General features: G+C 69.4%; 13 protein-coding genes. 6 read left to right on the forward strand and 7 right to left on the reverse strand.

The genetic code is table 11. The features are described from left to right. Positions 1-358 precede the first annotated feature (358 nt). The 3 genes from WFJ97_RS03220 to WFJ97_RS03230 are packed head-to-tail and all read left to right on the forward strand — an operon-like array spanning position 359 to position 2809. Positions 359-634 (forward strand): hypothetical protein, encoded by a 276-nt coding sequence (locus tag WFJ97_RS03220; RefSeq protein ID WP_336640457.1) that lies wholly within the window; start codon positions 359-361, stop codon positions 632-634. Positions 635-647: 13 nt separating this feature from the next. Then, positions 648-1736 (forward strand): GNAT family N-acetyltransferase, encoded by a 1089-nt coding sequence (locus WFJ97_RS03225; protein WP_336640458.1) that lies wholly within the window; start codon positions 648-650, stop codon positions 1734-1736. Beyond that, positions 1733-2809 (forward strand): GNAT family N-acetyltransferase, encoded by a 1077-nt coding sequence (locus WFJ97_RS03230; RefSeq protein ID WP_336640459.1) that lies wholly within the window; start codon positions 1733-1735, stop codon positions 2807-2809. Before WFJ97_RS03225 ends, WFJ97_RS03230 begins: the two co-directional genes overlap by 4 nt. A gap of 14 nt (positions 2810-2823) precedes the next feature. Here the strand turns inward: WFJ97_RS03230 and mutM are convergent, their stop codons facing one another. From mutM to WFJ97_RS03260, 6 genes are all read right to left on the reverse strand, one after another. Further along, positions 2824-3687, reverse strand: coding sequence for a bifunctional DNA-formamidopyrimidine glycosylase/DNA-(apurinic or apyrimidinic site) lyase (mutM, locus tag WFJ97_RS03235; RefSeq protein WP_336640460.1), 864 nt, complete (start codon positions 3685-3687; stop codon positions 2824-2826). Further along, positions 3680-4372, reverse strand: coding sequence for a ribonuclease III (rnc, locus tag WFJ97_RS03240; RefSeq protein WP_282185349.1), 693 nt, complete (start codon positions 4370-4372; stop codon positions 3680-3682). The genes mutM and rnc overlap by 8 nt, the downstream gene beginning before the upstream one ends. 13 nt (positions 4373-4385) lie before the next feature. Next, positions 4386-4595: a 50S ribosomal protein L32 gene (rpmF, locus tag WFJ97_RS03245; protein WP_247622624.1), complete on the reverse strand. Its 210-nt coding sequence runs from the start codon at positions 4593-4595 to the stop codon at positions 4386-4388. Between the two features lie 2 nt (positions 4596-4597). Continuing rightward, entirely contained in the window at positions 4598-5146 is a 549-nt protein-coding gene (locus WFJ97_RS03250) for a YceD family protein (RefSeq protein ID WP_247624698.1), read from the reverse strand. 63 nt (positions 5147-5209) lie between these two features. After that, positions 5210-5707: a pantetheine-phosphate adenylyltransferase gene (gene coaD / locus WFJ97_RS03255; protein WP_247622625.1), complete on the reverse strand. Its 498-nt coding sequence runs from the start codon at positions 5705-5707 to the stop codon at positions 5210-5212. Between the two features lie 54 nt (positions 5708-5761). After that, positions 5762-7936: an ATP-dependent DNA helicase RecG gene (locus WFJ97_RS03260; protein WP_336640461.1), complete on the reverse strand. Its 2175-nt coding sequence runs from the start codon at positions 7934-7936 to the stop codon at positions 5762-5764. 61 nt (positions 7937-7997) lie between these two features. Between WFJ97_RS03260 and rsmD the strand changes: the two genes are divergently transcribed. Further along, on the forward strand, positions 7998-8603 hold the full coding sequence (gene rsmD, locus WFJ97_RS03265; RefSeq protein ID WP_336640462.1) for a 16S rRNA (guanine(966)-N(2))-methyltransferase RsmD: 606 nt from the start codon (positions 7998-8000) through the stop codon (positions 8601-8603). On the opposite strand, the gene thiL is transcribed toward rsmD, so the two are convergent. Continuing rightward, positions 8573-9568 carry a thiamine-phosphate kinase gene (thiL, locus tag WFJ97_RS03270; RefSeq protein WP_336640463.1) on the reverse strand — a complete coding sequence of 332 codons (996 nt, stop codon included), beginning with the start codon at positions 9566-9568 and terminating at the stop codon, positions 8573-8575. The two genes, rsmD and thiL, sit on opposite strands and share 31 nt — an antisense overlap. 23 nt (positions 9569-9591) lie before the next feature. Between thiL and WFJ97_RS03275 the strand changes: the two genes are divergently transcribed. Next, complete coding sequence (locus WFJ97_RS03275; RefSeq protein WP_336640464.1) at positions 9592-10077, forward strand: DUF3515 family protein; 486 nt, start codon at positions 9592-9594, stop codon at positions 10075-10077. A gap of 23 nt (positions 10078-10100) precedes the next feature. Then, entirely contained in the window at positions 10101-10730 is a 630-nt protein-coding gene (locus tag WFJ97_RS03280; protein ID WP_336640465.1) for a hypothetical protein, read from the forward strand. Positions 10731-10740: the final 10 nt, after the last annotated feature.

Raw genomic sequence — 10740 nt, forward strand, 5'->3', positions numbered from 1 at the left:
GCTTGGGCCACCGACACCTCAAGAAGGGAGGTTACCGATGATGAACATTCAGCTCTCCGCACAGACCAACGGTCTGGTCGCGCACGCTTCCACTGCGCCGCGCCTTGCGTACTCGGTAACCGACCTCGGCGTCGACGGCAACGCTGTCTCCTAGAACAGCACCCGCCCTCGACTGATCCCCTCGGGGATCCGTCCGCGTCGATCGCCCTGTGCGCCACCGCCGCCGATCGTCATCGATCCGCGGCTCACGCCTCTCGGCATCCGCTCTCCGCGCCCTCTGCGCATCCGTCCGTCCGGCCGTCCGGCCGTCGACGCCGCGTCTCCGCGTTTCTGCACACCCCTTTCGAAGGAAACCACCGTGAACATCACGCTGTCCCGCAACATCACCCACCCACCGGATACTCAGGACCGCACGGTCCTGCACATCCCCGAACCCGAAGAACTGCGCGCCCTGTCGCTCGGCGATCGACTGTCACTGCGGATCGGCCTCTGGCTGCTCCATCGGACGCAACGCCCCCGCCGACCGAAGCGCGAGTTCGCTCCGGCTGCACCGCTGTTCCTCCACGAACAGCACCGCAGCCCCCAGGAGAGCGCGGCGATCCTCGCCTACCACCTCCAGCGTCAGATGCACTGAGAAGGAGAATCGGATGAGCATCCCCCTCAGCGCAGGCGCGACCCTGCATCCGCTCGTGGTTCCGGCCCGAGCGGATGTTGCGGACGCGGGCGAGTTCCGTGAGCTCGCCCGCGTCCGCAACCTCGTCTATCGCGAACTCACCGGACGCGACGAGCAGGATCTCTCGCCGGCCGAACTCCTCCCCCGACTGCGATCGCGCGAGGAGCAGACGACGCTCGTGTGGACCGTTCGGCTCGCCGACGAGATGATCGGTCGCGTTGTCGTCGATCTCCCCCACGAGGCGGGGTCGCGTGTGGCGATCGCGACCATCGAGTTGCGTCCCCTTGCCTGGGGGCGCGGAATCGGGCGGGCGATCCTCCCTCACGTCGAGGAGGCTGCGCGAGCGCACGGCCGCGGTGTCATCCAGAACTGGACGGAGCAGCCCACCGCTGACGGGGCGCGCCTCGAATCGCCCACCGGGCACGGCAGCGTCCCGAACGATCATGTCGCCCGCTTCCTCACCCGCAGCGGCTTCTCGCTCGAGCAGGTGCACCGGATCAGCCTGCTGGACCTCGACGACGTCGCCCGCGCGCGGAGCGCCGAGCTCCTCGCCGAGGCGGAGGCCGCATCGAGCGACTACCGGGTCGTGCGCTGGACGCTGCCGACACCGGGCGAACACCTCGACGGGTACGCCTGGTTGAAGTCGCGCATGTCGACGGACGCACCGTCGGCCGACCTCGACGCCGACGAGGAGGCATGGGATGCGGCACGCGTGCGCCGCATGGAGCAACGGCAGGCCGAGGCGGGTCACACTCTCCAGGTCACCGCCGCCCAGCACATCGTCACGGGCGAACTCGCCGCGTTCACCGAACTCGGCACCGGCACGAGCGGATCGACGACGACGATCCAGCACGACACCCTGGTGCTGCGCGAGCACCGCGGACACCGACTCGGGCTGCGCGTGAAATGCGCAGCCCTACAGAGCTGGACTGCGATCGCGCCGACCTCCCAGCGGGTCATCACCTACAACGCCGAAGAGAATCGGCCGATGCTCGCCATCAACGAAGCGATCGGCTTCACCGCGCGCGCCTACGAGGGCGCTTGGAAGAAAGAACTGACATGACCGCCCCGACGACGATCGTCCCCCTCGCCGTTCCCCTGACGCTCGACGACCCCGACGCCGCGGGGTTCCTCGCCTATGGCGAGCTCGGACACCGGGTATGCGACGAGATGGTCGGCCTGCCCGATCTCGCACCGACCGCCGCGCAGATGCTGCCCGCGTGGCACGACACGACCGACACACTGCACACGGGCTTCCTCGCCCGACGGGGCGACCGCATCGTCGGTGCCGTCACGGTCGATTACGCCCAGGAGGCGGGGGCACGGGCAGCCGAGCTCGACCTGCTCGTGCCGGAGGAGCACTGGAACGAAGGCGTCGAGGAGGCTCTGCTCGATCGCGCTGAGGACGAGGCCCGCGCACGAGGACGCGACATCCTCCAGATCTGGAGCCTGCACCGCCCGATCGAGGCTGATCGGATGCTGGTCCCGAAGACCGGATGGGGACGAGTGCCCGCGATCGCGCTGACCGACCTGCTGGAGGCGCGCGGCTACCGACTCGAGCAGGTCGAACGCAACAGCGAACTCGATCTCACCGCCGACCCGGCGCCGCTGCGCGACGCTCTGGCGCAGGCGATGAGCCGAGCCGGTTCCGACTACCGCCGCATCGAGTGGAATCTGCCGACCCCGCCGGAGCTGCGCGACGGCTACGCCGATGTGCTGGCACGGTTGGTGACCGATGCACCGAGCGGCGACATGGAGTTCGACGCCGAGGAGTGGGATGCCGCACGCGTCGTGCGTCGTGATGCCCGCCTCACGAGCGCCGGCCAGATGGTCTCCGTCGCCGCGGTGCGACATGTGCCGACCGGCGCGATCGTCGCGTACAACGAGCTGCTCATCGGCGAGGACCGCGCGGGCGTGACGCATCAGTTCGGCACGCTCGTCGCTCGGGAGCACCGCGGGCATCGGCTCGGCACCATCGTCAAGTGCGCCAACCTGCTGCGGTGGCGCGAACTCGCGCCCGACTCGAGGCGGGTCTCGACCTTCAATGCCGAGGAGAACCGGCCGATGCTCGACATCAACGAGGCGATCGGCTTCGTACCGGTCTCGTATGCCGGGGCGTGGCAGAAGAAGCTCTGAGTGCGGTCGGCGGGTCAGCGACGCCGCTGGCAGCGCGGGCAGTAGTGCGAGGAGCGATTCATGAAGCTCTCCCGCACGATGGGCTTTCCGCAGCGCGGGCAGGGTTTGCCGCCGCGCCCGTAGGCGTTGAGCGAGTGGGCGAAGTACCCCGCCTGGCCGTTGACGTTGACGTACTGCGCATCGAAACTCGTCCCGCCCTCGGCGAGGGCCTTGGCGAGCACGGATCGGACCTCGCCGAGAAGCCGACGCACGGCCTGCGTCGACAGTCGGTCGGCCGGGGTCTCGGGGTGGATGCGAGCGGCCCACAGCGCCTCGTCGGCGTAGATGTTGCCGATGCCGCTGACGACCGTCTGGTCGAGGAGAACCCGTTTGATCGCGCTGCCGCGTTTGGCCAGGGCCGCGCGGAAGATCACGTCGTCGAAGAACGGATCGATCGGGTCGCGGGCGATGTGCAGCACCTGCGATGGCACGGCGCTCGGGCCGTCGGCGACGAGAGCGTCGACGGCGAGTGATCCGAACGTGCGCTGGTCGGCGAACACGACGGCGAGCTCGCCGTGCGTCGGATGTTCGATGTGCAGTCGGATGCGCTCGTGACGCTCGGCCGAAGCATCCGGCGCGCGCAGCAGCATCTGACCGCTCATCCCGAGATGCGCGATCAAGGCGGAGTCATCCGACTCGAGCGGCAGCCACAGGAACTTGCCGCGTCGCGAGGCCGTGACGACACGGCGCCCTTCGAGGCGACGCACGAAATCCGCGGCGCCGGCCGGATGTCGGGTGAGGGCACGCTCGTCGAACACGCTGACACCCGTGATGATCGCGCCGGTCATGGCGGGAGCGAGCCCCGCTCGGACGACCTCGACCTCGGGAAGCTCAGGCACGTTCGCTGAGGAAGCGCCAGGCGCTGAGCGCCGCAGCCATCTCGGCCGTCTTCTTGCTGCTTCCCAGGCCGTTCATCCGGACATCGCCGACGACGACCGTCGCTGTGAAGCGCCGATCGTGATCCGGACCGCTGGCGACCACGCCGTAGACGGGCGGGGTCGCCCCGATACGCGCGGCCAGCTCTTGCAGGCTGGTCTTCGGGTCCATCGCCGCGCCGTAGCGCTCGGGGTCGTCGAGCAGCGGTCGGGTGAGTCGCAGAACGAGCTCGGTCGCTGCATCCGGACCCGCCGAGAGGTAGGTCGCGCCGATGACGGCTTCCATGGTGTCGGCGAGGATCGAGTCCTTGTCGCGTCCACCGGTCTGCTCTTCGCCGCGTCCCAGAAGAAGGTGACTGCCGAGATCGATTCCTCGTGCCACCTCGGCCAGCGCCACGGTCGACACGACGCTCGCTCGGCGCTTCGCCAGCTGCCCCTCATCGAGTTCGGGGTGCGTGGTGAACAGCATCACGGTCACCGCCTGCCCGAGCACCGAGTCCCCGAGGAACTCGAGACGCTCGTTGTGCGGGATGCCGCCGTGCTCGTAGGCGTAGGAACGGTGAGTGAGCGCCAACTCCAGAAGCTCCGCGTCGATATCGACGCGGAGCTTGGCTGGGAGAGGTCGCTTCCCCTCAGGGACCTCCGTCACGATGACTCGCGACTCAGACGTCAGCGACCTTGCGGCCCTTGTACTCGAGGAACAGCTCGGTGCCCTGCGAGTCGGTGACGACCTTCGCCTGGTGCGGACGGCTGTAGACGACCTTGCCGTTCTCGATCGTCTTCACGAGGGCGACGGGCGCCGCCTTCCACTGCGCGCGGCGCGAGCGGGTGTTCGAACGGGAAACCTTGCGCTTCGGGGGGTTACCAGCCATGACTAGCTCTCTTCTTTCTCGGCGGCGCGGCTCTGTGCCGTTCCGTCTTGGTCTGTGATCTGCTGGAGCGCACTCCATCGAGGATCGATGGGAGCGGCCTGCTCCGTCCCGGTGCTCGCGGTCAGCCTTTCGCCCGTTTCCGGGTCGAGACCCAGGCAATCCGGCTGACACACCGGCTGAAATGGAAGCGCCAAAACGGTCGCATCCCTGACGAGAGTTTCAAGATCCACGTGGTCGTCTTGAACCTCGAAGTCAGTTTCTTCCTCACCAGGATACGCGAAAAGCTCCTGGAACTCGACTTCGACGGGCCGAGCGATGTCGATGAGGCATCGACCGCACACGCCGACGTACTCCGCGTCGGCCGCTCCGGAGACGAGAATCCCCTCGTGCACGGACTCCAGTCGCACGTCGAGGTCGAGGTTCGAGCCCTTCTCGAACGAGACGATCCCCTCGCCCCACTGCTCGGGAAGCGTCACCGTGAAGGTATGCTCGCGCATCTCCCCCGGCCGCCGGACGATGTCGCGGACGGGCAGGATGAAGGGGCCGTTCAGTCGGGATCGCACCCGACAATGCTACCGGCCCTCACCGGGGCGGGGCTGGACGAACGCTCGGTCTCAGATCCCCCGGGCGCCCGTGTCGAGGAACTCGGCCACCACCGGCGGGACGAACGGGGAGATGTCGCCCCCGAGCGAGGCCACCTGACGCACGAGTGAGCTCGACACCAGCGCGTGCGCGGGATCGGGCAGGAGGAACACGGTCTCGATGTCGGCGAGGTGGCGGTTCACGATCGCCATCGGCGACTCGTAGGCCACGTCGATCTGCGATCGGATGCCCTTGACGAGGACTCCCGCATTCACGTCGCGCGCGTAGTCGACGAGCAGCCCCATGCTCCACGAGCCGATGATGATGTTGCCGGGCATCCCGTCGTCGGCGATCGATCGCTCCAGCAAGGACATGCGCTGAGCGATCGGGAGCATCGCCTCCTTGCCCGGGTTGTGCACGACGAGCACGTGGAGCTCGTCGAACAGGGTCGCGGCCCGCCGGATCACGTCGAGGTGTCCGAGCGTGGGCGGATCGAAGGAACCGGGGACGACGGCGATCCTGCTGCTCATGCCCACCAGCCTAGGGCACCTCTTCGATGCACTCCCCGTGAGGCGACATCGAGCTCAGTTCTTCGCGAGCGCGGCTCTGTCCTCGTCACTCACTCGCCGGAGGATCGCGTCGCGCAGACCGGCGTGTCGTGCGAGGTCGGGGTCCGCCGCGAGGATCTCCTCACCCAGCTCGCGAGCACGCACGATGAGGCCCGCGTCCTTCACGACCCGGAGGAGCTTGAGCGAGGAGCGCACGCCCGCCTGGGCGGCGCCGAGCACGTCGCCTTCGCCGCGCAGCTCGAGATCGACCTCGGCCAGCGCGAAGCCATCGAGCGTAGCCGCGACGGCATCGACGCGCTCACGGGCGACGGAGCCGGACTCGGCCTCCGTGACCAGCAGGCAGAGCCCCGGGACGCCACCGCGACCGACGCGTCCACGCAGTTGGTGGAGTTGGGACACGCCGAAGCGATCGGCGTCGAGCACGATCATGGTCGACGCGTTCGGAACGTCGACGCCGACCTCGATCACGGTCGTCGCGAGCAGGAGATCGATCTCGCCGCGCGCGAACGCCTGCATGACCGCATCCTTCTCGTCGGACGGCATCCGCCCGTGCAGGACCGCACGTCGCAACCCGCCGAGTGTGGGATGGGTCGCGAGCGCCTCATCGAGCTGCACGACGCCCCAGCGCGGGCCGTTCCCGCCTTCCGACGCGATCGCCGGCTGCTCCCCCGCCTCGCCGGTCTTCTTGGTCGTGTCGATGGCCGCACACACCGCGAAGACCTGACGCCCCTGGGCGATCTCCTCGGCCGCGCGTTCCCAGACACGGTTGAACCACCCGGGATGCTCGGCGAGCGGAGCGACGAAGGACTCGATGCCCGCGCGCCCCGCCGGCATCGTCCGGATGACGGAGGTGTCGAGGTCGCCGAAGACCGTCATGGCCACCGTGCGCGGGATCGGTGTCGCGGTGAGCACGAGTGCATGCGGGCTCGAGCCCTTCGCGCGCAGCGCCTCGCGCTGCTCGACGCCGAAGCGGTGCTGTTCATCGACGACCACGAGACCGAGGTCGGCGAACGTGGTCTTCTCGCCGAGGAGTGCGTGGGTGCCGACCACGATCAATGCCTGGCCGGAGGCGACGCGCAGGGCGGCCTTGCGTCGCTCGGCAGCCGGCATCTGGCCGGTGAGGAGAGTCGGCATCACGAGCGGAGCCAGTTCGCGACCCAGCATCTTGGTGATCGAGCGCAGATGCTGCCCCGCGAGCACCTCGGTCGGCGCGATGAGCGCCGCCTGTCCCCCGCTCTCGGCCACCTGGAGCATCGCCCTCAGCGCGACGAGCGTCTTTCCCGAACCGACCTCGCCCTGCACCAGCCGGTTCATCGGCCACGCGCCGATCAGGTCTTCGGCGACCTGCGCACCGACCGTCTGCTGGTCGGGCGTGAGCGTGTAGGGCAACGCGGCATCGAAGCGCTCGAGCAGCCCTCCCGGCGACGCGGCGCGGGGGGTCGCGGAGAGCGCGCGCACCGCATCACGCTGCTGGAGCAGAGCGGTCTGCAGGGTCAATGCCTCGTGCATGCGCAGAGTGCGCACCGCAGGATCGATGTCGTTCTTGGTGCGGGGCCGATGGATGAGCTCGATGGCCTCGCGCGCGGTGAGGAGCTCCTCTCGGGATCGCACGGATTCCGGGAGCGGATCGGGCACGTCGACGAGCGCATCGATCACCCGACCGACGAATCTCGCGATCTGCCAGGTCTGTACCGTCGACGTCGCCGGGTAGATCGGGATCGGCACCGAAGCGCGGGCATCCGCACTGCGTCGAGCGGAATCCTCGTCATCGAACAACTCGTACTCGGGATGCGCGAACTGCGTCACGCCGTTGAACTCCCCGACCTTGCCGGAGAACACGCCTCGCCGACCCACCGCGAGATCGTTCGACCGCCACTCCGCCTGACCGATGTTCTTCGCGAAGAACGTCAGCGACATCCGACCGATCCCGTCGCCGATCACGACGTCCACCATCGCCCCGTTGCGATTGCGCATGCGACGGAAGCTCGACGAGAGCACCTCGGCCACGATCGTCACCGTTTCGCCGAGCGGGAGCTCGCGGATCGGAGTCAGCTCGCCCGGATCGGCGTAGCGGCGAGGATAGTGCGAGAGAAGATCGCCCACCGTGCGCATCGAGAACGCCCGATCCAGCGTCTTCGCGGTCGTCGTACCCAACGCGTCGTCGAGCGACGAATCCAGGGTGAGCGACATGCATCGAGTCTAGGGAACGCCACCGACACCCGCGTCACTCCGCCTGTCGTATCGTGAACGGGTGACGAGGATCATCGCCGGTACGGCCGGAGGAACGCGCCTGGAGGTGCCGGACGCCGGCACCCGCCCCACGAGCGATCGGGTGCGGGAGTCGCTCTTCGGAGCGCTCGAGTCGTTCGGTGCCATCGATGACGCCCGAGTGCTCGATCTGTACGCCGGCTCCGGCGCCCTGGGGCTGGAGTCGCTCAGCCGCGGCGCTCGCAGCGCCGATCTGGTCGAACGGGGGCGCGCCGCCGCAGCGATCGTGCGCAAGAACTCCGCGGCCGTCGCACGCGCCGGCGGAGTCGCGGCGGCCCGCGTGCACGAGAGCGCCGTGCATCCGTTCCTCATGCGTGCGCAGGGTCCGTTCGACCTGGTGTTCACCGACCCGCCGTACGACCTCGATGACGAGGCGATGACCGCGGATCTCGTCGCCCTCGCGCCATTGCTCTCCCCCGACGCACTGGTCGTGGTCGAGCGTGCGCGCCGATCGACACCCCCGGATCTCGACGCCGCGGGGCTCGAGCTCGTGCGCGAGAAGACCTACGGCGACACCACCGTGTGGTGGGGGCAGCCGCTCGACGGCGCGGATCGCGATCAGCCCGCGGCGGAGTCCCAGTCGCGATAGGGGTCCCAACCCCGGACATCGACGGGTTCGCCATCGCACAGCACACCGTCACCGGATCGCTCGACAACGCGTCCGATCACGCGGAAGCCCGGAGCGAGCATCCCCTCGGGGAAGGTGGCCAGAAGGGCGTGGTCCTCGCCTCCGGCCAGGGCGCGACGCGCATCCGACCCGAGCGCGTGCCCGTCGAGTGCGAGGGTGACACCGGAGGCATCCGCCAGGCGACCGGCGTCGAGCGCGAGCCCGTCGGACACATCCATCATCGCGGTCGCACCCGTCACGGCGGCCATCGGTCCGAGGCCGATCGGCGGTGACGGTCGCAGCTGGGCGGCGACCGCGGCCGCCTCACCGTCGCCGAGCCTCGACGGATCGACGGGGACAGGCGTCTCGCCGTCGCGGAAACGACCGAACAGCACCGCCAGCCCGCGGGCAGCGAGGCCCAGCTCACCGGCGATGGCGACGGATTCCCCGGGTCGCGCGCCCGAGCGGGTGATGGCCGAGCGCCCCTCGAGATCGCCGAGGGCGGTGACCGCGACGGTCAGCACATCCGAGACCGTCAGATCGCCGCCGACCACCGCGCACCCCGGCGCGAGCGCCTCGCACGCGTCGCGGAAGCCGTCGGCCAGCCGCTCGACGAACGACAGCCGCAGGTCGCGAGGGACGGCGAGGGCGACCAGCAGGGCCGTCGGACGGGCCCCCATCGCGGCGACGTCGGCGAGGTTGACCGCGGCGGCCTTCCACCCGAGGTCGTAGCCGGAGGTCCAGGCGAGACGGAAGTCGGGACCGTGCACGAGGGTGTCGGTCGTCGCGACCACCGAACCCGATGGGGCGGAGATCACCGCCGCGTCATCTCCGGGACCGAGGATCGTGTGCGACCCGGGCGGCGTGCGCGACAGGATCGCGCGCAGGATGCTTCCCTCCGAGAGCTCGCCGAGCAGGGGGTCGTGGTTCTCGGGTCGGGAGGGCATGAACTCAAAGGTAGCCTGGAAGCATGCCCCTCTTCCGTCGCCTCGCTGCTGCCGTCGCGGTCGCCGGAGCCGTTGCGATCGCCCTCGCCGGATGCTCCACGACGATCCACCTCGAGCCCGCGGATGACGCGAACAACCCGGCCTGTGCGAACGTATCGGTGCTGCTGCCCGAGAACGTCGCCGGCTTCGACCGGGTGTGGACGGATGCCCAGGCCACCGGAGCATGGGGTGATCCGACGATCGTGCTCCGCTGCGGCGTCGCCCCGCCCGCGCCGTCGGATCTCGTCTGCACCACTATCGGCAGCGTGGACTGGCTCGTGCTCGACCAGGAGGAGGAGCGTCAACGCCTGGTCACCTACGGGCGCGACCCCGCCGTCGAGGTCATCATCCGACGCGGCGCCGAGATCGACTTCCGCACGGTCGTCGAGAAGCTCTCCGCCAGCATCCAGCCCGGGCTCGAGCGGGCGACCGCGAAATGCACCGACCGCGTGGAGTTCCCCGCCGGCTGAGCGCGGTCTCCTAGACTCGCGGCATGAACCCTCAGCCCGCGAATCGAACTCCCGTCATCGCCGCCGTCCTGGTGGGCGTCGGCGCTCTCCTCAGCTCCCTCGCCGGCTACCTCTTCGTGCTCGGCGGCGTGCCGAACGTCCCGCGGGCCTGGATCCTGCCCGATCCGCTCGGGTGGGGCTTCGGCCGCGGAGGCTCGCCGCTGCCGGTTCTGGGCATGCTCCTGGCCCTCGTCGTGCTGAGCGGCCTGACCTGGCTCTTCGTGAGAATGATCGTCCGCGGAGCTCTTCCCGGGCGCGGCGCCGCCGTCTTCTTCGGCACCTGGGGCGCCGTGATGATCGCGTCCGCAGCCGCCGGTCTCGTCCGTGCGCCGCTGACGCTCGCGTACCTCCAGATCGACCCCACGCAGATCGAGATCTACCAGGTGCAGTTCTTCACGATCAGCACCGCGGGAGTCACCTGGGCACTCGTCTGGGGGTGGGTCACCGCTCTCGTGGCCGCGATCGTCCACCGCGCTGCAGCCGGCCCGGCGGCGCCGAGCGGTGCGTACGGCGCCGGGCATCCCGCACCTGCGTACCCGCCCCAGCAGGCGTATCCGCAGCAGCAGTACCCGGGCCCGCACCCCGGCCAGCCTCAGCCTCCGACAGCGGGCTGAGGCACCTCGC

The organism is Microbacterium sp. USHLN272 (assembly GCF_037149655.1).
GTDB lineage: Bacteria > Actinomycetota > Actinomycetes > Actinomycetales > Microbacteriaceae > Microbacterium > Microbacterium galbinum.

What these genes read in the sequence shown, in the direction of transcription:
- rpmF (WP_247622624.1), bottom strand. Translation starts at nt 4,595, where the DNA reads ATGGCTGGTAACCCCCCGAAGCGCAAGGTTTCCCGTTCGAACACCCGC.
- WFJ97_RS03275 (WP_336640464.1), top strand. Translation starts at nt 9,592, where the DNA reads ATGCCCCTCTTCCGTCGCCTCGCTGCTGCCGTCGCGGTCGCCGGAGCC.
- thiL (WP_336640463.1), bottom strand. Translation starts at nt 9,568, where the DNA reads ATGCCCTCCCGACCCGAGAACCACGACCCCCTGCTCGGCGAGCTCTCG.
- WFJ97_RS03280 (WP_336640465.1), top strand. Translation starts at nt 10,101, where the DNA reads ATGAACCCTCAGCCCGCGAATCGAACTCCCGTCATCGCCGCCGTCCTG.
- WFJ97_RS03230 (WP_336640459.1), top strand. Translation starts at nt 1,733, where the DNA reads ATGACCGCCCCGACGACGATCGTCCCCCTCGCCGTTCCCCTGACGCTC.
- coaD (WP_247622625.1), bottom strand. Translation starts at nt 5,707, where the DNA reads ATGAGCAGCAGGATCGCCGTCGTCCCCGGTTCCTTCGATCCGCCCACG.
- WFJ97_RS03260 (WP_336640461.1), bottom strand. Translation starts at nt 7,936, where the DNA reads ATGTCGCTCACCCTGGATTCGTCGCTCGACGACGCGTTGGGTACGACG.
- WFJ97_RS03225 (WP_336640458.1), top strand. Translation starts at nt 648, where the DNA reads ATGAGCATCCCCCTCAGCGCAGGCGCGACCCTGCATCCGCTCGTGGTT.